The sequence below is a fragment of the Micromonospora sp. WMMA1363 genome, assembly GCF_030345795.1.
Classification (GTDB): Bacteria; Actinomycetota; Actinomycetes; order Mycobacteriales; family Micromonosporaceae; genus Micromonospora.
Genome location: NZ_JAUALB010000001.1, coordinates 4,412,130 through 4,433,265, shown reverse-complemented (window position 1 = coordinate 4,433,265; position 21,136 = coordinate 4,412,130). Strand labels below are relative to the sequence as shown.

Sequence of the window (21,136 nt, the reverse complement as noted above, 5' to 3'; positions counted from 1 at the left end):
CCACGTCAACAGATGCGGTAGGGATGGTCTCGCGGGCTGCGGGCATGGGCCCGGCGGTTCCGGACGTCCAAGACGGCACCGACCGGCCGAGCAGCCCAGCACCAACGGGGCTCTCCGCCTCGTCGGCGGAGAGCCCCGTTCAGCAAGGTCAGCGAACCGGTTGTTCCTCGGTCACCGGTAGGCGCTCCATCTTGACGACCTTGCCAATCCACGGGCAGTAGAAGGGCAGCGTCCAAAAGTCCACGTTGCTCACATCGGACGGCTTGCCGTCGCACACCTCGATCGACATGTCGACGAACCGCACCGTCCCGGTGTCGAGGTGCCACTGGTAGCCGGTGTTGTGCTCCGGGCCGCTGCGGTCGATTGTGCCGGTCGGATGCTGGTTGCTCTTGCCGTTCAGCACGTCGAACGCGGCCGAGATGGCAGCCGGGTCGGTCAGGTGGACCTTGAAGGACTCGTCCACCACCTGGATGGTGGCGACGTAACCGTCGATCTCGACGTCGGTGCTGGGCGCCGCGACGGCCGGAGCCGCCCCGGTGACAACGCCAGCCAGAACGGCGGCAACGGACAGTGCGATCTTCGTGGCGCGCAAAGGTTCTCCTGGTAGTTGGCCTACTCGCGCGGACTTGTGATCCACGGTGGAGTGAGCCTACCGCGAAGATCCTAACAATCAACAGATCGGCAGTGGCCTTGCCTTAAGATCTAAGGTAGAAAACATTTCTGCATTACGAATCTAAGATTGCCGCGCGGTGCAGCTCCCTACGCAAACGCCGCTGGCGCTGCCCGGATCGAGCCCGTCCGGGCAGGTCATTCACCGAGCAGGCCACCCGGGTGTGCCTGCTCGGTGAAGGCCCACCACCTGGCAGCGGCGGTCGGCCGAGACGGCGGTCGCCGGCGCCGGTCGCACAGTCGTCTGCGCCGATCGTGACCAGGCACCTCGTGGCCGGTGGTCGCCCCCGCGCTCGCCGAACACCACTCGGGATTCGTGGCGAACACGGGTTGCCTCGCCAGCAGGGAGTTACTCGGCGGCAGGCCGCGGCGCAGGGTCGGACTCAACATCCGTTGTGGCCCGACCCCCTGCGCGTCGGTCACCCTCCGCGGCCCGCCCGGCCGACGCCCGGCCGTCGGTGGTGCCGTTCAGCGGACGCGCTTCGTCGCCCGCTTCCGAGGCGGCGTCAAAAGATCGGCGATCGCCGCTATCGCCGACGGCACCAGCCGGTAGTACGCCCAGACACCCCGCTTCTCGCGCTCGAGCAGACCAGCCTCGGTGAGAATCCGAAGATGATGACTCACGGTCGGCTGAGACAGACCGAGCGGCGCGGTCAGGTCACTCACCGACGCCTCACCCTCCGGAGCCGACTGGATCAGACTCAGCAGCCGCAACCGCGCCGGATCAGCAACCGCCTTCAGCACCCCCGCCAACCGCTCGGCTTCGGCACGCTTGATCGGCTCGCCAGCAAGCGGCGAGATGACAGGCACAGCAGTCCTCGTAGTTCCCACGTCCTCCATAGTTGCACGAATGAAATCGCCGACACTATCGATGGGCCGGCAAAACCACGACCAGCGCCGGGCCGAACCAACATCTGCCGCACGCGCTGTGTGAGCTGGGCCTCTCGCAAGGTTGAAGCACCTGAAGCCGCGGCGCTGGCCTGCGGCGACGTACTCTCCATGGCCCGCTGCGTAGGCGGTCGTTGTGCCCACCGCGGGACGGGCGGACGCGGGTGGCTGTAGTCGTTGGCGTGCCGACTGATGGTGGTCGGCACGGGGCCGAACAGGGTTGGTCTCCGGCTACTCGGCGGCCGGCGTCACCGCGCTGTTGGTGGCCGGCCACCTCGCGCCGCGTTGTGTTCGAGAATGACCGGAAATCGCGCCGACGACTTTCGGCCATCACATAATCGGCTCATGCGGGTTGCACTCGTCGGAGCGGGGCGGATGGGCGGTATTCATGCCGCCACTCTGAGCCGTCACCCCGACGTTGATTCCTTGGTGGTCGCGGACATCGACAACCGCCGAGCGCGTGCGGTGGCGGATCGCCTCGGTGCCACCGCCGCCCCCTCGGTCGACGAGGTCTTCAACAGTGGGGCGGACGCGGTCGTCATCGCCTCCACGACCACCGCACACCCGGGTCTGATCAGGCAGTCGGTTCGTGCCGGCCTGCCGGCGTTCTGTGAGAAGCCCATCGGGCTGGACCTGCCCGAATCAATGGACACGGTGCACGACGTGCGGGCCGCGGACGCCGTGCTCCAGATTGGTTTCATGCGTCGCTTCGACGCGGGTTATCTAACCGGCCGCGGACTGGTACGGTCCGGGCGGCTCGGTCGACTGCACACCATTCGTACCGTCGGCGCGGACCCCGCTCCGCCACCCGCCTCATACCTGCGGATATCGGGCGGAATATACCGCGATGCGCTGATCCATGACTTCGACATGGTGCGCTGGATCACCGGCCGGGAGGTCGCCGAAGTCTACGCCTCCGGTTCGGACGCCGGGCCGTCGATGTTCGGTGATGTCGAAGACTTCGACACCGCGGTGGTGGTGCTGGTCCTGGACGACGGAACGCTCGTCGCCGCCACGGCCACCCGCTGCAACGGCGCCGGCTACGACATCCGCACGGAGTTGTGCGGGGAGTCGGACACGATCGCCGTCGGCCTCGACGGCCATACGCCGGTAACCTCCGTCGAACCGCAGCGTCCGCGCCCGCCAGACCAACCGAGACGGAGTTTCCAGGAACGCTTCGCGTCGGCCTTCGAGGCCGAGATCGACGCCTTCCTGCAAGTCGCACGCGGGGAGTTGGACAATCCGTGTGATGGTCGGGACGCGGTGGAGGCGCTACGCGTGGCGGAGGCGTGCCAGCTGTCCCAGCAGGAGCGGCGACCGGTACGGATGGGTGAGATCCCGGGCTTCTGAGGCGCTCCTGCCCGGCGACGCTGCCGGCGCGTGTCCTATCAGCCGGCGGCCCGGTGAGCGTCATCGGAAACGGGCAGCCCGACCCCGCATTTCACCTAGGCTGGGGGCGTCGCCCTCGGCTCTGGCGTCCACCGCGCAGCGCGGTCCGGCGCGGTTCGTGTCATCGGCAGCCTCTTCGGTGTCCTACCGGCACGCCATCCCGACGCCTGGGTTGGCGGTGCGTCTCAGGGCATCAGCTTCGGTGTGGCGGGAAATGAGGAGGGTGCGGCTCCTCTGAGGTGATCGTCTATTGTGGGATGGCACCGCCGAGGTAGCGGCTGTTGTGGATGCGTTGTTGTTCCTGGGCCAGGTGCCAGGTCCAGTACTGGTCGAAGTCGCCGTTGCTGATCAGGGTGCGGAGTTTGAGGATTGCTTCGGCGCCGTCGAGGCCCCAGCGAGCGCCGGTGACGTCCATACGATCTTTGACCAGGTGGCGGCAGGCGCCTTCGATCACCCCGGTGGCGATCGGCCACCCGTTGGCCAGCGCGGTCGGGTAGTCCAGGTACGGTTTTTTGGCCAGCAGGTAGGCGGCGGCGACATCGGCGGGTTTGCGTTTGCCGGGGTCCAGGCCGTGGTAGGTGGCCTTGCGTCGGATGGCTGCGGCGACTATGCCGGCCCGTCCGGCCAACACCTGCCGGGCCTGGGCGCGGACCCACCGTTCGGCGTTCGGGTCGCCCTCCGGGTGGAAACACCAGGTGGCCTTCCAGAGGTACTCGATGACGTGGATGAAGTCCACAACAACCGGCAAGGTGATCTTGCGGGTTTTGGCCTCGGCGTGGATCCGGTCGATCTGGTGGGTGTTGCCGTCGACCAGGGCGATCCAGGTCCGAGCGTGGTCGGGGTCGCGGCGGTCGGCCTCGGCGAACCCGGCGGCGATCACCGCCGCGGCGTCGTCGGTCACGCTGGCGTGCAGCCACTTGCCGGAGGTGACCGGCGCCGGGGTAGCAGTTTGGGCCGCTTCGGGGTCCTCGGGCAGGATGTCGGCGATGGTGCGCGGCTTGCCGGTCACGTCGAAGACCGCGGCGACCTCGCACATCCGCTTGCGGTTGCGTTTCTCGCCCTTGGACCGGCGGCCGGCCAGTTTCTGGCTGACCGCGGCCTTGGCGGTGCCCGCGCGGAGCCCGTCGGGGCGCATCACCACCCCTTTGGCGTCGAAGGACAACGCCAGCACATCATCATCGGCCGACCAGTCCGGGGCGTGGGCGGTGTAGAAGGCATCCACATCTATCGCCGCTGCGGCGGCCAACGCCTCGACCTGCCGTTTCCCGATACGCACCGTGGTGGCCCGCTCAATCGCGGCCGCCGCGTCGGTGAACGAGCCGCGGGCCGCCTCGGCCGCGGCCAACCGGCGCAGTCCATGCGAGTGCTTCTCCACGGGCAGGTTCAACACCGCGTCCGCCGGGTTCAGATCGGCCCGCGCCCGCGCCCGGTAGGCGATACGCGTCACCACCACCTCACCGAACCGGGTGGCCAGCGTCCGCTGCCGCCCCCGCTCGGCCCACCCCCGCAGATGGCTATCGGCGTCGGTCACCTCGTCGAGCCGTTCCTCCCGACTGGCACGAAGATCCAGACTGTCCTGCAACAACTGACACAGCAACCGCATGCCATCGGTATGCAGCCGCTCCTCCAGTTCGGCGTGAGTCATCCCCGCCGCATGCTCACCGGACAGGAAGTCCACCATCGCGCCGAACCGCACGGATGAGCCGGCGAAAGCATCGTCCGCCGTCTCGGATGCGTACTCTTGCACCGGGCTCCCTCTTTGCTGATGTTCGTGTCTCGCAACCGACGAACATAGCGGGAGGATCCCTTTCACCATCACAACCAGTAACACATCCCCAGGCCACACAGCGTGTCGCCGCACCTCACCAGAGCCGCACCCAAATGAGGAGACCATGCCGCGACTGCAGAAGTGGGACGCCCAGGTGGTCAAGCCTGTCCAGTGGAGCACCATGCTGTACGACGGGTTGCTGGATCTCACCTCAGATGAGGAACCGACACTCTTTGGTGACCTCGACGCCTCGCGACGGCGGTTCATCGCGGTTGACCAGAACGTCTGGACGTTGTATCAGAGCGAAATCACCGGGCTTCTCGACCGCTTCGGGGTGGAATGGAACGACCCGCCGTGCGTGCTGCCAGGCGGGGAGGCCGCCAAGACCCGCGAGAGCACGCACCTGGTCTACGAGGCGATGGAATCGTTCGGCGTCGCCCGGTTCGGGGAGCCGCCGATCGCGATTGGCGGTGGCGTGCTTCATGACGTGTGCGGCCTGGCCGCAGGCGAGTACCGACGGGGCGTGTCGTGGGATTTCATCGCGACAACCCTCGTCTCCGCCATTGATGCGATGTTCGCCCTCAAGTGTGGCGTGAGTGAGGGTTGGAAGAACCGTGCCGGCCTTTACCATCCGGCGCGGTCGTCGGCGACCGATGCGAGGTTCTTCCGAACGCTGGGGCAGCACCACGTCAGGGACGGCTTCGCGGAGATCACCAAGATTGCGGTCGCCGGCGATCCACTCTTGTTCCGCGTCCTGGAAGAGCATGGGCCGCAGGTGGCCGCGGAACGCTTCCAGAAGACACCCGACGTCTCGCAGGAGATCCTCGAGCGGTCAGTCACGTGGATGATGCGGGAGCTGACGCAAAACCCGTTCGAACACGAGACGGCTAGGGCAAGCTACCTGGGACACAGCATCTCGCCGGGACTCGAGCCGACCGTGACGCACGGGCACGCCGTGGCGTTGGACATCGCCTGGACCAGCATGGTCGCGTGGCGGCGGGAGTTGGTCGGACCGGAGGTCCGGGACCGGATCCTCCGCCTGATCAAGTCCCTGGGTCTGGACGTGTGGCACCCCGCGATGGCGGACACCGACCGGTTGTTGGCTGCTCTGGCCGACGCGACTCGTCACCGGGGCGGCCGACAGCTGGTACCGACGCCGGTGCGCATCGGTCAGGTGACATACCTGGACATCTCGGGTGACGAACTCTGTCGCGCCGTCGAGGACCAGCACCGATGGGAGTTGGACGACCTGCGGGCATCCCACAGCCGAGGAGAATGACGATGAGGCCATCACACGATCTGGATCACCGCCACGTGGCGCCTCCCTACCTGCGGGTCGTCAACGAGCAGACGGTGCCCGGTACGAGCCAGCCCGTCGCGCTGTGGGACTTCCGGGTGGCGCAGCCGAACGTGTCGCACGTGCCAGGACCAGTCATGCACTCGCTCGAACACTTCCTCGGAACGTATGCGCGCACGCATCACCCCACGATCATGAACGTCGCCCCGATGGGCTGCATGACAGGTCTCTATGTGTGGACCGTCGGGTCGTGGAGCTTCGATGAACTGGCGGATGTGATCGCCGACGGGCTGCGGTCCATCGCGGATGCCGATGAGGTCCCCCTCGCGAATGTCGTCCAATGCGGGTGGGCCGAGCACCACTCGTTGGAGGGGGTGAAGGACCTCGCCAGGCGGCTGCTCGCCCAGCGGAACGAGTGGCGGGACCCAGGCCCGGACGCCCATGAGGTGAGTGCGGCAGACCTCCGGGAACTCACGGCGCGATGAACGGGACCTACGCAACGTCGACCTCATCGAAGGGCTGGTCGTGATGTCCTCGAACTCGTCAGCGAACCGAATCCGGACCGGATCGTGTCCGGACTCCTGGGGCGTGTGGTACCCGGACGACCCGCAGCAGACGCCCTGGCCACGCTTCCTCGACGAGGTCGCCCGAGCGGGCTACGAGTGGATCGAGATCGGCCCGTACGGCTATCTCCCGACAGACCCCGCCCGACTCGCCGACGAGACGGCGGCACACGGTCTGCGGGTCACGGCCGCCACGGTCTTCTCGAGCGTGCACCGAGGACGGGACGGCTGGGAGGAGACCTGGCCGCGGGTGGTGAAGAACGCTTCGCTCGCCCGTGCGCTTGGCGGGTCGCACCTCGTCGTGGTGCCGGCGTTCTGGCGCGACGAGAAGACCGGTGCGCTTCTCGAGGAGCCGTCTCTGACCGCGGCACAGTGGCGCGACCTGACCAGCCTGACCGAGCGTCTCGCCCGGCAGGTCCGGGACTCCTTCGGGCTGCGCCTCGTCGTTCATCCGCACGTCTACACCCACATCAACAGCGACGAGGTTGTCACCCGGTTCCTCGACGCGACGGACCCGGACCTGGTCTCCCTCTGCCTGGACATCGGGCACTACACCTACTTTGGCGGAGACAGCGTGAGCCTCATCGAGACCTACGGCCCGCGCATCGGTTACCTGCATCTCAAGCAGGTCGATCCGGCAGTCCTCGCCGAAGTCACCGCGGAGGACGCGCCGTTCGGGTCCGCCGTAGCCCGTGGGGTGATGTGCGAGCCGCCGGACGGAGTCCCGTCGCTGGAGCGGGTTCTGGCTGCGGCGCAACGACTCGACACCGACCTGTTCGCCATCGTCGAGCAGGACATGTACCCCTGCCCCGCGGACAAACCGTTTCCGATCGCCGAGCGGACCCGCCGGCTGCTGCGCTCCTACGGAGTGTGACCCACGCTCGTTGGCGGCACGAACCTCTACCCGCAACCGGTGGCCGCCCTCCACACCGCAGCCGGTGGACCGCAATCCGTCCGGAGAAATGGCCAGTTACGACGAGGTCCGCACCTGGCTGTGACGATACTGGGCGCATGGAGTGCCACGTCTTCACCAACCCGCAGCAGGGGGCGAGCTACGAGGCCGTGGCTGGCACCGCGAAGGCTGTGGAGGACCTGGGGCTCGACGGCTTCTTCCGCTCAGATCACTTCGTGGCCATGGAAGGCGCCGCGGGGATGCCCGGCCCCACCGACGCCTGGGTGACCCTCGGGGCGCTCGCCCGGGAAACGCGGCGCATCCGGCTGGGCACGTTGATGACCGCGGCGACGTTCCGACACCCGGGCTTGTTGGCCGTCACGGTCGCCCAGGTCGATCAGATGAGCAATGGACGTGTCGACTTCGGGCTCGGCACCGGGTGGCACGAGCCTGAACACCGTGCCCACGGGATCCCCTTCCCCGCGCTCGGTGAGCGCTTCGATCGGTTCGAGGAGCAACTCGCGATCATCACCGGTTTGTGGGAGACCCCACCGGACAGGTTGTTCTCCCACGACGGGCAGCATTACCAGCTGGTCGAGTCACCCGCGTTGCCGAAGCCCGCGCAGCATCCACGTCCCCCGGTGATCGTCGGCGGCACCGGACCAACCAGGACGCCCCGCCTCGCGGCCCGATATGCCGACGAGTTCAACCACGCGTTTCCGACTCTCGAGGAGATCGCGACGCAGGGCGCACGCGTAGACGCGGCCTGCGAGAAGATCGGGCGCGCGCCATCGACCCTTCGCCGATCCGCCGCCGTCCTGCTCGTCTGCGGCCGCGACGCCGCCGACGTGGCCCGGCGCTCCGAGGACGTCGGTGGGCTCTTCACCCCCCACATGATGGAGCACGGCCTGGTGGGATCGCCGACGAGCGTCGTAGAACGCATCGGGGCGTTCGCCGACGCGGGGATCAGCCGTCTCTACCTCCAGACCCCGAGCCAGTTCGACGTTGACCACCTGGAGTACTTCAGCCAACACGTTCTGCCGCAGTTGCGGACGTGAATAGCTTGGGTTGAGTCGGATTCGAGGGCCAGGCTGGCCTGGTTCGGGTAGCTGTCGAGCAGGTTGAGCGTCCGGCCAGTTCGGCTGGGGTGGGCACGCGTTGGTCGACGAACGGATCACTCGGCGTGCCAAGACAGGCGGTAGGACCGCCACCACCTCTGCCGCGGCAAACGCCCTGGCAGAGGTGGTGGCGGAGATCCACGAAGAAACCAGCCATCGGAACCGGTTGGTGCCACCGATGTGCTCCGACGAGCCGCGAGCGACGGCCGGGGGTCGACCGTCAGATACCGCTCTTGACGATCTCGTATCGAACAGCGTCCGTGGGTGGGGTGAAAAGTGCGAGCTGACCACGTAGAGGTTTCGGCCGGGGCCGAAGGCGGCTGTGGTGGGAATGTTGAGGTCGCTGTTGGTCAGGGTGCGTCGCAGCGTGGCGCTGGTGCAGTCGGGGGAGAGGCGCAGCTCGGCGACGGTTTGCACGGCGTGCTGTACGGCGTACAGGGTGCGGCCGCGCGACACGAGGCCGTCCGGACCCTGGATGTCCCCGCCGTTGATGGTGATCCGGGTGGTGTGGCCGGTGGTGACGTCGACCTTGAACAGTGCACCCCCGCTGCCGTCGGGCTGCTCGTGGGTTTGCGCCATGATGAGCGTGCGGTCATCGAGGGCTACGACCCCGTTGGCGTTGAAGATCCCCGGTGCGGGTTCTGAAAGCTGGTAGTCGCCGGTGAGTGGGATCTCTCGTGGTGTGCCGACGGTACGACCGTGGATGGGTAGGGCGTACAGGACGGAGCGTAGGGAGTCGGTGAAGTAGGCGGTGTCACCGGCCACCGTGATGTCGTTGACCAATCCGGTGTCGGTCACGTCGAACAGTGCCCCGTCCCGCCGGCCGAAGGAACTTCAGCCAAGGACGTTCGCGACCGACACGGCGCCCGCAGCAGTTCTACCTGCGTCACGGCTCCCACACTCGTCAGGCGTCCGGCTCGGGTGGGTCGGGCTCAGCCGACGGGGCAAGCTCACCCAGCACCTGGCTGAGCTGGTCGATGCGAGACTGGGCCTCGGTGCGTAGCCGTTCGGCGAGCGAGTCCCAGTCCTGTCGGTTCGGCGCCCGGCCGGATGGCAGCGCTGCGAGGGCCTGGCCCACCTCGGCCAACGTGAGGCCGACCCGCTGGCACGCCTCGATCATCGCCAGGCGGCACATCACATCGCCGTGGTAACGGCGCTGGTTACCGGCCGTACGGTCGCTGCTGACGAGGCCCTGCGCCTCATAGAACCGGATCGCTGACGCGGCGACGCCGCTGCGGCGCGCCACCTGACCGATGGTCAGGCCAGGCTCGTGCCAGTCGAAAGACATGCCGTTCTGCACGTCCCGAGTATGTCCACCCGAGGTTGACTTCAACAAATCTTGAGGTTCTACCGTCGGCCCTGTCGAGTCACGAGAGTTCCCTGGAGGAGACCATGATCCTGGTAACCGGTGCGACGGGCAACGTCGGGCGGCGCGTCGTGGAGCGGCTGGTTGCCGCAGGCTACGGCGTACGCGCCACCACCCGCGACCCGAGCCACGCGAACCTGCCGGCGGGCGTGGCGGCGGCGAGCGCCGATCTCGCCGATCCGGAGAGCCTGCGCCCGCACCTGGACGGCGTCGAGGCCGTGTTCTTGATCTGGCCGTTCGTCGACCCCGCCACGGCCGCGCACCTCGCTCCGCGCGTCGCCGACGTGCTCACCGGTGCCGGGTCGCCCCGGGTCGTGTACGTGTCGGCCGCCTACGCCGAGGTCGACCCGGACTCGTTCTGGGCCGTGGTGGAGCGCGCCATCAGTGCGTCCGGCCTGCCCTGGACGGTGCTGCGGCCCACCGGAATCGCAACAAACACACTGGGCTGGGCAGCGTCGATCCGAGCCGAGGGCGTGGTGCGCTGGCCCTACGGCGCGGCGGCCCGCTCGCTCGTCCACGAGGACGACATCGCGGCAGTGGCAGTCGAGGCGTTGACCAGCGAGCGGCACGACCAGCGGACCTACGTGCTCAGCGGCCCGGAGACCGTCACCCAGGCCGAGCAGGTCCGCATCATCGGCGACGCGATCGGCCGCGACCTGCGCTGGCACGACGTGCCCGCCCAGACAATCCGCCCGATGCTGGCCGCGACGCTGGGCAGCCCCGCGTTCGCGGATGCGGCACTGGCCAGCTGGGCTGCCTTCGTGCAGGTGCCCGAGCAGGTGACCGGCGACGTTGCGGCGGTACTCGGGCGCCCCGCACGCACGTTCACCCGGTGGGCCGCCGACCACGCGGCCGACTTCGCCTGAGTCCGGTCACGAGGCCAGGTGCGCTCCCACCCGCCGACCGCAAGCACGGGCACGTTCAGCCGGCGCGATGAGCTGTGGAAGGCCCCCACCTCACGACCACTCTGCGGATCATCTGCTCGGCTGGGCGTACGTGCGCCTGAGACAGCGGGCCGTGTCGCCGGCAGGTTGACCGTCGTGGCGCGGAGGCGCTGGCGGGGACGCCGCTCGAAACCGCGCTCCGTTACGGCTGCGGATCCGCCAAAGGCGCTCCCTTGACACTGCCCTTTGGGAAGGCCTCAGGCTCTCCGTATCGGAGACGCGCAGCACCAAGGCGAACAGTGTCCCGGGGCCTCGGAGACCCGTCCTCGATGGCGACAAGATTCCCGGGGCCTCGGAGACCCGTCCTCGATGCGCACAGTTGGGAATAGAGACCGCCTCCAGTCGTCGAATTTGCCGGTCGCGGCCCCTGTCAGACACCTTCGACAGAGAGTCGAAGTGGCCCGACGCTGTGGACCGCCACGAACCGGCACGTCGATGCAGCGAAGCACCCACGAAGGGACAGGGAAATGCAGCCACACTATGATGATGACGAGTTCGGGCAGGCGGTAGCAGGACCTGAGATCGTGGACGTGAAGAGGAGGCAAATCCCCCCAGGCTATCGCAACCAATACTCCATCCTTAGCGGCAATAACCCAAACTATGGCAACAACAACGCGGGCCTGGACTCCAACGACAACCCCGCACGTATTGATGCTGACGTAATCATGACTGCCGCAATTGTAGGATTCACCCAGGCAAGGCTCGCCGCCGGATACCCTGTCCAATTCGATGCAGACGCCACATATGTCCCAGACAATGATAAGGAAAATCAAAAGACTGCAAAGAATATCCAGAACCTGAAGGCCGCGGTCAAGAAGATTAACAATGTCCTCAAGGTATTCGGAAACCCGTCCTCCGCAGTGACTGGAGTCACTCCACGATGGTCGGAGGGCGCGATGATTACAGGTGCGGCAGGGGCGGCGATGATGCCGTTCGTCCAGCGACAGCTTCAGCTGAAGGACGACGAGCTCAACGAGTTCAAGAAATCCATGCTTGGTGCGGGGTACCAGGGGCGAGGAGCCTACTCGGGATTCGTCGCCGATGTCATGGGTCGTCATGGGATGTATACCACGTCATATCGCGTGAATGTAAGGTCGACTGATGACGACCAGCGATGGTTTCCCACCGGATATGCCAATCTGGAATCAGGCGCCCCGTGGGGAGTTATCGGCGGCAGTCAGGGAGTCGATCCCACAATCGAGGCGAAACTGACGAAGGCGGACCGGGTAAGCAGTCAGCACGTCCAAAGTCAGATGGAAGCGTCGGACCTTGAGGCGAAGTTGCTACCCTACGACAAGATAGACCTGGGCCAATTCCCGGTCGTGGGTTACGTGCACGGCATGACTCAAGCAATTTACAAGGCATACTTGACGGGACCATGGGTTACTCCATTCGAAATCGCCGTAGGTACTCAGACAACCAAACTCGCGTCATGTTTCCCCTGCACGCTGTTCATGTATGCCACAGGATATCCGCCAAGTTCAATCCACCTCGACAAGGGTGAGTCCTGGGTTCCGATCCCTGCAGGTTCCGACGACGGGGCAGTCGACGAACTGAACGCGAAATGGTACCGAGAGATGGATCAGATCCTTCGGTTGGGGGCGGAAATCCTCAACGGAACAACCGGATATCAAAGGATTGCGAACCTCGCCAGGCCTGGCGTGGTCGATTCGCACGAAAATTCCCTGACCGCGCTTGTGAATATCCTAAGGAACCCGCGGCCGAAGACCGCGGCAAACCTGATCTTGGATGCGGTCACTTTGAGTGACAAGGAGCATGCCAGGGTCAATCGGACCCTCAAGGAAGCCCCACAGAGTTGGCTGGAGTACCTCGGCATGGACACGCCCAGCACGTTCGCGGTGAAGGCAGGGACTGCGAGTGTCGCCGGCCTCATCGTCGCCAGGAAGCTCGGATACCTGGGCTCGGGCAAAAACGACTGACCAGCAGTCCGTACATGTGCGCTTCCGGCTCGTGAACCGCACCGAACATCGGGCAATATGTAGACGTTGACAATTCAGAGCACGACGAGGCTCTTTTGTCGGACATAAGGAGAGACCATTGTCCGATACGGGAGCTTCGTCGCGTAGGTGGGGCCGACTACCCCGGGCTGTCGTGGTCGGATGGGCGGGTTGGTCGCGCCTGCCCGACTGCAGCCGAGTGTTGCGGGTGCGTCGTCTCCGTCGCGGACCGGGTGCGTCGTCTCCGTCACGGACGCTGCCGAGTGGCCATCAGCCGGCATCAACAGGTCCCGCACCTCGACCCGTGACCCCCGGAATTGTCAGGGGACCAAGACGACCTTGCCGATGTTGCGGCGCTCACCGATCCGGCGGTGCGCTGCCGCGGCCTCCTCGAACGGGTACACGCTGTCGATGCGCGGTTTGACCGAACCGGCGCGCCACAGGTCGAGCAGGGCCGCCAGTTCTTCCCGCAGCAGGTCGGCGCGGCTCCACAGATGTCCCAGATTGACGCCACTGACCGTGTGGTTGCGGTCCATCATCCCGACCGGTGTCAGCAGGGGTACGCCCGTGAGCTGACCGACGAGCCGGCGAACGCTGCGCCGCTCGCCGGCCGCGAGGTTGGCGAAGCCGTACGCGATGAGCTGCCCGACCGGGCGTAGCAGGCCGATACCTCGCTTCCAGTCACGGCCACCCAGGGAATCGAGGACAAGATCGAGGCCTTCGCCGCCGGTGAGCTCCCGCACCCGCCTGGCGTAGTCCTCGGTGCGGTAGTCGATCGGATGGGTGCAGCCCTCCTCCCGCAGCACGTCGTGTTTGGCGGCCGAGGCCGTGCCGAACGTGACGACGCCCGGCACCGTGCGGCACAGTTGCAGCACCGCGATGCCGACCCCGCCTGCGGCCATGTGCACCAGGACTCGGGACTCCGGACGCAGACTCGCCACCCGGAACAGCATGTGGTAGGCCGTCAGATAGTTGACCGGCAGCGCGGCCCCCTCGACGAAGCCGAGGCCGTCAGGCATCGGCAGCACCCGCGTGGCGGACACGCACACGGTGTCGGCATGGCCACCGAACCGGACCAGGGCCAGCACCCGCTGCCCCACGTCGAGACCGGTGACGTCGGCGCCGACGGCATCGACGACCCCGGCCACCTCGTACCCCACCACGCACGGCGGCTTCGGAGCATCCGGATACAACCCCTGCCGCGCCATGACCTCCGCGAAGTTCAACCCGCAGGCACGGACCGCGATGCGCACCTCACCGCGATCCGGCTGTGGGTCGGCGCTCTCCCGTACCGCAAGGACTTCGGGCCCACCCGCTTTGGTGATCCAGACAGCGCGCATCGATACTCCGACCTCCAGGCTCTACGTCAATCATGCCGTCGGTAGCCATCCGCTCGCCCCGCGGGTTCTCCCGCCCCGGGCTGAGCGATCAGCTCCCGCTCCCGCCGTTCCACGCTCGCGCCAGGTCAGCGTTCCAGAATGGCGGTCACCCCCTGGCCGCCGGCGGCACAGATCGAGATGAGTCCTCGTCCGCTGCCCTTCTCGGCGAGCAGCTTCGCCAGGGTCGCCACGATCCGTCCGCCGGTCGCCGCGAACGGATGCCCGGCGGCCAGCGACGAGCCGTTGACGTTCAGCCTGTCCCGGTCGAGCGACCCGAGCGGGGCGTCCAGGCCCAACCGGTCCTTGCAGAACTCCGGCGACTCCCACGCCGCGAGGGTGGCCAGCACCTGCGAGGCGAACGCCTCGTGGATCTCGTAGAAGTCGAAGTCCTGGAGCGTCAGGCCGGCCCGGGCGAGCATCCGGGGCACCGCGTACGCGGGGGCCATCAACAGCCCCTCCTCGCCGTGCACGAAGTCGACGGCGGCGGTCTGCGACCAGGTGAACCAGGCCTGCACCGGCAGGCTGTGTTCGCGCGCCCACTCTTCGCTGGCGAGCAACACGGTCGAAGCGCCGTCGGTCAGCGGCGACGAGTTGCCGGCCGTCATCGTGGCCTGGTCGGCGTCCGGGCCCGTCGCGCCGAACACCGGCTTGAGGCCGCCGAGCTTCTCCGGGGTGGTGTCCGGACGCAGGTTCTGGTCCCGGGTCAGCCCGAGGTACGGCGTCACCAGGTCGTCGAAGAACCCGCGCTGGTACGCGGCGGCGAGCCGCTGGTGCGACCGCAGCGCCAGCTCATCCTGCGAGCGCCGGTCGATCTGCCAGCGCACGGCGGTACGGGCGGCGTGCTCACCCATGGACAGCCCGGTGCGCGGTTCGGCGTTTCGCGGGATGTCCGGCCGGAACGGCTGGTGCGGGCGGAGCTTCGCGGCGATCCTCAACCGTTCGCCGAGGGTTCGAGCGCCGTTGAGCCTCAGCAGCGTGCGACGTAGTTCCTCGTTGACGGCCAACGGCGCGTCGGAGGTGCTGTCGACGCCGCCGGCGACACCGACGTCGAGCTGCCCGAGGGCGATCTTGTTGGCCACCAGGATGGCCGCCTCCAGACCCGTGCCGCAGGCCTGCTGGATGTCGTACGCGGGGGTGTGCGGGTCGAGCTTCGAGCCGAGCACCACCTCCCGGGTGAGGTTGAAGTCCCGGGAATGCTTCAGCACCGCCCCGGCCACCACCTCGCCGACCCGCCGACCGGCCAGCCCGTATCGGGCGACCAGCCCGTCGAGCGCCGCGCCGAGCATGTCCGAGTTGGACGCCTCGGTGTAGTGCGAGTTGGAGCGGGCGAAGGGGATGCGGTTGCCGCCGATGACCGCGACCCGTCGGATGTTCTGCACGATCCCGCCTCCTCGAAAGGCTTGCCCTCAACCTACTCGCCAGTAGGCTACGCCTATGACCGACAGGTACGCGAGCTTCGTCCAATCGGGGGCCGGTCGCGCGCTGGTCAAGCGCCTGGGGCTGCCCGACCCACCGCGACTGCGCCGGTACACGCCCGGCGACCCCCTCGCCCCCGGGCCCGTCCTGCTCGGCGCCGCCGCCGGTGGCCGCCTCGCCGAGCCGGTCGGCAAGATCCTCACCGCCGCCGGGGTCGAGCTGCGCGAACCGGCCGTTGGCACCGACCCCGGCACCGGCCCGGCTGGCGCCGGTGAGCGGTACGCCGCCCTGGTGTACGACGCCACCGGCATCACCGACTCGACCGGCCTGCGCCAGCTGTACGACTTCTTCCACCCGCACGCCCGGTCGGTGCTGCCCAGCGGCCGGGTCGTCGTGCTCGGCACCCGGCCCGAAGAGTGCCGGTCGCCCCGCGAGGCCACCGCCCAGCGCGCCGTGGAGGGGCTGACCCGCAGCATCGGCAAGGAGTTCGGTCGCGGTGTCACCGCACAACTGGTGTACGTCACCCGGGACGGCGACGCGGGCACGCCCACCAGTCTGGAGGCGACGCTCCGGTTCCTGCTGTCCGGACGGTCCGCGTACGTGTCAGGGCAGGTGATCCGGGTCGGTGCCGGGCGCGCGGAGCCACCGGCGGACTGGCGCCGCCCGCTGGCCGGCCAGGTCGCGCTGATCACCGGTGCGGCCCGCGGCATCGGGGCGGCGCTGGCCCGTGTCCTCGCCCGGGACGGCGCGCAGGTGATCGCTCTGGACCTCCCCGCCGCCGGAGACGAGCTGGCCAGGGTGGCGAACGCGATCGGCGCGACCGCCGTCCAGCTCGACCTGACCACCCCGGACGCGCCGGTGCGGCTGGCCGAACACCTGGCCGACCGGCACGGTCGGGTCGACGTGCTGGTGCACAACGCGGGCATCACCCGCGACAAGACCCTCGGCCGGATGGACGTCGACCGGTGGGACCAGGTACTCGACGTCAACCTGTCCAGCCAGGAGCGGATCAACGACGTGCTGCTGGAGCGGGAGCTGATCCCCGCCGGCGGACGGATCGTCGCGGTCTCCTCGATCGCTGGGATCGCCGGCAACCGCGGGCAGACCAACTACGCCACCAGCAAGGCCGGTGTGATCGGGTTGGTGCAGTCGCTCGCCCCAGCGCTGCACGAGCGGCAGATCAGCGTCAACGCCGTCGCCCCGGGGTTCATCGAGACCCGGTTGACCGCGCGTGTCCCCCTGGTGATGCGTGAGGCCGGCCGGCGGATGAACAGCATGTCCCAGGGCGGTCTGCCGGTCGACGTGGCCGAGACGATCGGCTGGCTCGCCTGGCCGGCGAGCGGCGCGGTGAGCGGCAACATCATCCGGGTCTGCGGCCAGAGCCTGCTGGGGGCGTGATGGCGGGCGACCGGACGCACGAGATCGGCACAGGCACCGCGCGGGCCACCCGGTCCCGCGTCGAACTGACGCAACTGCCGGCGGCGGGACCGCTCTACCGCCGGGCGTTGCTCGGCGCGCTGCCCGGCCGAGGCGGCCAACGTTCGCCGCAGCCGCCGGCGGTCGAGCTGGCCGTCGCCGGGGTCGCCGTCGACCGAACTCACCTCGCGGATTACGACCGGGTGTGCGGGTTCCGGCTCACCGACCGACTGCCCGCGACGTTCCCGCACGTCATGGGCTTCCCGCTGGCGCTGCGCCTGATGACGGCATCGGAGTTCCCGATTCCGCTGGCCGGCGTGGTACACGTCGGCAACCGGATCACCGTGCACCGCCCGGTCAGCGCCGACGAGACGCTCGACTTCACGACGTACGCGGAAAACCTGCGCCCGCACGACCGGGGCCGGCAGCTCGACCTGGTGCTGATCGGCTCGGTCGGCGGCGAGGAGGTGTGGCGCGGCGTTTCCACGTACCTCGGCAAGAAGCACACGCCCGACGGCGACCGGAACGACCGGAACGACCGGAGTGACCGGCCCCCGGCTCCGGCCGCCGCTGCCCGCTGGCGGGTCGAGCCGTCGGTGGGTCCGGCCTACGCTCGGGTGTCCGGCGACCACAACCCGATCCACATCTCCCGGCTCGGGGCCCGGTTGTTCGGCTTCCCGCGGCCGATCGCGCACGGCATGTGGAGCAAGGCGCGCTGCCTCGCCGCGCTGGAGCCGCGACTGCCGGACGCCTACACCGTCGACGTGGCGTTCAAGCTGCCGTTGCCGCTGCCCAGCACGGTCGGCTTCAGTAGCACCCCGGCCGGTGACTTCGCCCTGCACGACTCGCGCGCCCGCCCCCACCTCACCGGCACCCTTCGAGCGGAGGGAAGGGCACCTTCCTAACGTCTTTTGATCGGAAGAGGCCCCTGTCGACACGCCGGCGCCGAGCATGAGGGCATGGAGTCGGCGCTCGACCTACTGCGGCAGCTGGTCACCTCACCCGTGGTATACCTGCTGCTGTTCACGCTCACCGCGGTCGACGCGTTCTTCCCGGTGGTGCCCAGCGAGGCGGCAGTGATCACTGCCGCCGTGCTCGCCACCGGCGGCAACCCGAACCTGGCGGCAGTCACCGCGTCCGCCGCGCTCGGCGCGATCGCCGGCGACCACGTCTCGTACGCTATCGGGCGCGGTGGCGGCGCGCGGCGGCTAGCCAACGTGCCGAAGGACAGCCGGCGGCGGGCCAGCTCGGAGTGGGCCCGCCGGGCGGTGCAGCGGCACGGGGGGATGATCCTCACCACCGCCCGGTACATCCCGGGTGGCCGGACAGCGGTCACGCTGACCATGGGTGCGGTGCGCTACCCACTCCGGTCGTTCCTGGTATACGACATGATCGCCGCGGTGACCTGGGCGCTGTACAACGTGCTGCTGGGTTACTTCGGTGGGACCGCGTTTCAGCGGGATCCGCTCCGCGGCATCCTGACCGGCCTGGGGCTGTCCGTGGTGGTCACGGTGCTGATCGAAGTGGTCCGCCGGGTGCGCCACCGACGCCGTGCCGCCGTTGATCGGTGACGGCCACGGTGTCACCGAGGGCCCTTCCGCTTCGGAAGGCGTGCCGACGAGGCCCGTCGTCCTGGAGGCGTGCGACGAGACTCTCGCTCACACCGTGGGCGGGCGCCAGGTCGTGCCGCCCAGGAGTTGGGCGGCGCCGAGCCAGGCGACGTTCATCATCCGGGTGGCGGTCTTCTCCGGGTCGGCCTCCGAGTGGTCGGCGAGCCAGTCGGCCAGCGACTCGGTCGCGCCCACCAGGGCGTACGCGACGACCTCCAGCTCGGTCTCGGCCACCTCGTGCCCCTCGGCGCGCAGCGCGTGGTCGAGCATCCCGGCGGCCACCTCGACCAGCCGGGCGCGCATCGCGGCGAGTTCGCCGGCGAACGGCTGCTCGCCGCGGGCCTGTCGGTAGAGCACCGCCCAGCCGTCCCGGTGGGCGCCGACGAACCCGAAGAACGCGCGCAGCCCGCGCCAGAGCCGCTGGTCGGCGGGCAGGTCGGGGGCGACCGCGCCGGCGATGGCCTGCATCATCCGGGTGCCCTCGCGGTGGAGGCAGGCGACGAAAAGCTCCTCCTTGGTGCCCAGGTACGCGTACACCATGGGTTTGGAGATGCCGGCGTTGTCGGCGATCTCGTCCATGCTGGCCGCGTGGTAGCCCCGACGGGAGAAGACCTTGACGGCCGCGTCGAGCATCTGCTGCTCGCGGACGGCCCGGGGCAGTCGTTTGAAGGTGGGGGTGCTGGACACCTTGCGAGCATACCTACTCGTGCGTAGGGTTACGCGCGAGTAGCCAATCCCGGAAGGTGCGCCATCATGACTGACTTCGACCCGGCCAACTTCGCCAACGTGGGCCCCAAGGAGTTCGCTCAGCTGGTCAAGTCCACCCCCGACGACAAGATCGCCGAGGTGCTGTCCGGCGACCTGCGCGGCAAGATCCTCAGTGAGGTCTTCGGCCGGATGCCGCAGCTGTTCCGCGCCGACCGGGCCGGCTCGACCAGCGCAGCCATCCACTGGAACATCACCGGGCGTCCCGATGGCGGCACCGACACCTACGAGGTAGCCATCGCCGACGGCGCTTGCACCGTCAACGAGACCCCGCAGCACGACCCGAAGCTGAGCCTCACCATGGGCCCGGTGGAATTCCTCAAGATCGTCTCTGGTGGCGCCAACCCGGTGATGATGTTCATGAGCGGCAAGCTGAAGGCCAAGGGTGACCTGGGCCTGGCCGCCAACATCGCCAACCTGTTCGACATCCCCAAGGCCTGACATGGCCGAGTTCTCGCTTGACCTGACGGAGGAACAGCGGGATCTACGCGACTGGGTGCACGGCTTCGCCGCCGATGTCGTGCGCCCAGCCGCGGCCGAGTGGGACGCGCGGGAAGAGACCCCTTGGCCGATCATCCAGGAGGCCGCCAAGGTGGGCCTCTACGGTTTCGAGTTCCTCACCACCTGCTGGGCCGACCCCACCGGGCTCTCCCTGCCCATCGCCAGCGAGGAGCTGTTCTGGGGAGACGCCGGCATCGGCCTGAGCATCTTCGGCACCGGTCTCGCCGTCGCCGCCATCTACGGGGCGGGCACTCCCGACCAACTCGTCGAGTGGGTGCCGCAGTGCTTCGGCGACATCGACTCGCCCGCCGTCGCGGCGTTCTGCTCCAGCGAGCCGGAGGCCGGCTCCGACGTCGGCGCGATGCGCACCCGGGCGGTCTACGACGAGGCCACCGACGAGTGGGTGCTGCGCGGACAGAAGGCGTACGCCACCAACGGCGGCATCGCCGGAGTGCACGTGGTCACCGCCTCCGTCGACCCGGAGTTGGGGTCGCGGGGCCAGGCCGCGTTCGTCGTACCACCGGGAACCGCCGGGCTCAGCGCCACCCGCAAGCTGCGCAAGCTGGGTCTACGCGCGTCGCACACCGCTGACGTCTTCCTCGACGACGTACGGGTGCCGGGGCGCTGCCTGCTCGGCGGCAAGGACGCCCTGGACCAGCGGTTGGCCCGGGCCCGCTCCGGGCAGCGCGCCTCCGGGCAGGCGGCGATGCGCACGTTCGAGCTGTCCCGGCCCACCGTCGGCGCGCAGGCGCTCGGCGTGGCCCGCGCCGCCTACGAGTACGCGCTGGAGTACGCGAAGGAACGGGTCCAGTTCGGGCGACCCATCATCGAGAACCAGGCGGTGGCGTTCGCGCTGGCCGACATGAAGATGGAGATCGACGCCGCCCGACTGCTGGTCTGGCGCGCATCCTGGATGGGCCGCAACAACCGGTCCTTCACCGCGGGCGAGGGTTCGATGTCCAAGCTGAAAGCCGGCGAGGTGGCCATCGCCGTCACCGACAAGGCGGTGCAACTGCTCGGCGGTGCCGGCTTCCTGCGCGACCATCCGGTCGAACGCTGGTACCGGGACGCCAAGATCTACACCATCTTCGAGGGCACCTCGGAGATCCAGCGGCTGGTCATCTCCCGGGCAATCTCCGGCGTCCAGATCCGCTGACCCGGGCCATCCGGCCGCCCGGCGCCTCGGTGCGCGGTGTG

19 protein-coding genes are annotated in these 21,136 nt (G+C 68.3%); 12 read left to right on the top strand and 7 right to left on the bottom strand.

The features are described 5' to 3' along the window. Positions 1-148 precede the first annotated feature (148 nt). Both QTQ03_RS20685 and QTQ03_RS20680 read right to left on the bottom strand, forming a co-directional pair. Positions 149-592, bottom strand: a complete 444-nt coding sequence (locus tag QTQ03_RS20685) for a BP74-related protein (protein WP_289279484.1) — start codon at positions 590-592, stop codon at positions 149-151. Positions 593-1,137: 545 nt separating this feature from the next. Then, on the bottom strand, positions 1,138-1,509 hold the full coding sequence (locus QTQ03_RS20680) for an ArsR/SmtB family transcription factor (protein ID WP_289279123.1): 372 nt from the start codon (positions 1,507-1,509) through the stop codon (positions 1,138-1,140). Between the two features lie 393 nt (positions 1,510-1,902). Between QTQ03_RS20680 and QTQ03_RS20675 the strand changes: the two genes are divergently transcribed. Beyond that, a complete protein-coding gene (locus tag QTQ03_RS20675) occupies positions 1,903-2,907 on the top strand; it encodes a Gfo/Idh/MocA family oxidoreductase (protein WP_289279483.1) in 1,005 nt (334 codons plus the stop codon). Between the two features lie 286 nt (positions 2,908-3,193). Here QTQ03_RS20675 and QTQ03_RS20670 read toward each other — a convergent pair whose 3' ends face one another. Next, the gene (locus tag QTQ03_RS20670; protein ID WP_289280660.1) at positions 3,194-4,627 is read right to left on the bottom strand and encodes an ISKra4 family transposase; all 1,434 of its coding nucleotides are present in this window, start codon (positions 4,625-4,627) and stop codon (positions 3,194-3,196) included. Positions 4,628-4,838: 211 nt separating this feature from the next. Between QTQ03_RS20670 and QTQ03_RS20665 the strand changes: the two genes are divergently transcribed. The 4 genes from QTQ03_RS20665 (at position 4,839) to QTQ03_RS20650 (ending at position 8,524) form a co-directional block, all read left to right on the top strand. Beyond that, positions 4,839-5,993 carry a 3-dehydroquinate synthase family protein gene (locus tag QTQ03_RS20665; RefSeq protein ID WP_289279482.1) on the top strand — a complete coding sequence of 385 codons (1,155 nt, stop codon included), beginning with the start codon at positions 4,839-4,841 and terminating at the stop codon, positions 5,991-5,993. A gap of 2 nt (positions 5,994-5,995) precedes the next feature. After that, the gene (locus tag QTQ03_RS20660) at positions 5,996-6,496 is read left to right on the top strand and encodes an S-ribosylhomocysteine lyase (protein ID WP_289279481.1); all 501 of its coding nucleotides are present in this window, start codon (positions 5,996-5,998) and stop codon (positions 6,494-6,496) included. Positions 6,497-6,539: 43 nt separating this feature from the next. Continuing rightward, positions 6,540-7,448: a sugar phosphate isomerase/epimerase family protein gene (locus QTQ03_RS20655; RefSeq protein ID WP_289280923.1), complete on the top strand. Its 909-nt coding sequence runs from the start codon at positions 6,540-6,542 to the stop codon at positions 7,446-7,448. A gap of 137 nt (positions 7,449-7,585) precedes the next feature. Further along, a complete protein-coding gene (locus QTQ03_RS20650) occupies positions 7,586-8,524 on the top strand; it encodes an LLM class F420-dependent oxidoreductase (RefSeq protein WP_289279480.1) in 939 nt (312 codons plus the stop codon). 964 nt (positions 8,525-9,488) lie between these two features. On the opposite strand, the gene soxR is transcribed toward QTQ03_RS20650, so the two are convergent. Continuing rightward, entirely contained in the window at positions 9,489-9,884 is a 396-nt protein-coding gene (gene soxR, locus QTQ03_RS20645; protein ID WP_289279479.1) for a redox-sensitive transcriptional activator SoxR, read from the bottom strand. Between the two features lie 92 nt (positions 9,885-9,976). Here soxR and QTQ03_RS20640 point away from each other — a divergent pair, with 92 nt between their 5' ends. Both QTQ03_RS20640 and QTQ03_RS20635 read left to right on the top strand, forming a co-directional pair. Then, the gene (locus tag QTQ03_RS20640; RefSeq protein ID WP_289279478.1) at positions 9,977-10,816 is read left to right on the top strand and encodes an SDR family oxidoreductase; all 840 of its coding nucleotides are present in this window, start codon (positions 9,977-9,979) and stop codon (positions 10,814-10,816) included. Positions 10,817-11,361: 545 nt separating this feature from the next. Continuing rightward, complete coding sequence (locus QTQ03_RS20635) at positions 11,362-12,834, top strand: hypothetical protein (RefSeq protein ID WP_289279477.1); 1,473 nt, start codon at positions 11,362-11,364, stop codon at positions 12,832-12,834. Between the two features lie 338 nt (positions 12,835-13,172). On the opposite strand, the gene QTQ03_RS20630 is transcribed toward QTQ03_RS20635, so the two are convergent. Continuing rightward, on the bottom strand, positions 13,173-14,192 hold the full coding sequence (locus QTQ03_RS20630; protein ID WP_289279476.1) for a synaptic vesicle VAT-1 family membrane protein: 1,020 nt from the start codon (positions 14,190-14,192) through the stop codon (positions 13,173-13,175). A 125-nt stretch (positions 14,193-14,317) separates the two neighbouring features. After that, complete coding sequence (locus QTQ03_RS20625) at positions 14,318-15,610, bottom strand: acetyl-CoA C-acetyltransferase (protein WP_289279475.1); 1,293 nt, start codon at positions 15,608-15,610, stop codon at positions 14,318-14,320. A gap of 55 nt (positions 15,611-15,665) precedes the next feature. On the opposite strand from QTQ03_RS20625, the gene QTQ03_RS20620 reads away from it, so the two are divergent. The 3 genes from QTQ03_RS20620 to QTQ03_RS20610 are packed head-to-tail and all read left to right on the top strand — an operon-like array spanning position 15,666 to position 18,634. Continuing rightward, complete coding sequence (locus tag QTQ03_RS20620; RefSeq protein ID WP_289279474.1) at positions 15,666-17,045, top strand: 3-oxoacyl-ACP reductase; 1,380 nt, start codon at positions 15,666-15,668, stop codon at positions 17,043-17,045. Next, positions 17,045-17,968, top strand: a complete 924-nt coding sequence (locus QTQ03_RS20615) for a MaoC/PaaZ C-terminal domain-containing protein (RefSeq protein WP_289279473.1) — start codon at positions 17,045-17,047, stop codon at positions 17,966-17,968. Before QTQ03_RS20620 ends, QTQ03_RS20615 begins: the two co-directional genes overlap by 1 nt. A gap of 54 nt (positions 17,969-18,022) precedes the next feature. Next, a complete protein-coding gene (locus QTQ03_RS20610) occupies positions 18,023-18,634 on the top strand; it encodes a DedA family protein (protein WP_289279472.1) in 612 nt (203 codons plus the stop codon). An 87-nt stretch (positions 18,635-18,721) separates the two neighbouring features. Here the strand turns inward: QTQ03_RS20610 and QTQ03_RS20605 are convergent, their stop codons facing one another. After that, positions 18,722-19,360 carry a TetR/AcrR family transcriptional regulator gene (locus QTQ03_RS20605; protein WP_289279471.1) on the bottom strand — a complete coding sequence of 213 codons (639 nt, stop codon included), beginning with the start codon at positions 19,358-19,360 and terminating at the stop codon, positions 18,722-18,724. Between the two features lie 66 nt (positions 19,361-19,426). Between QTQ03_RS20605 and QTQ03_RS20600 the strand changes: the two genes are divergently transcribed. Together QTQ03_RS20600 and QTQ03_RS20595 are read left to right on the top strand one after the other, a co-directional pair. Further along, the gene (locus QTQ03_RS20600) at positions 19,427-19,879 is read left to right on the top strand and encodes an SCP2 sterol-binding domain-containing protein (protein WP_289279470.1); all 453 of its coding nucleotides are present in this window, start codon (positions 19,427-19,429) and stop codon (positions 19,877-19,879) included. A 1-nt stretch (position 19,880) separates the two neighbouring features. Next, positions 19,881-21,095: an acyl-CoA dehydrogenase family protein gene (locus tag QTQ03_RS20595; protein WP_289279469.1), complete on the top strand. Its 1,215-nt coding sequence runs from the start codon at positions 19,881-19,883 to the stop codon at positions 21,093-21,095. The last annotated feature ends 41 nt before the right edge of the window (positions 21,096-21,136 follow it).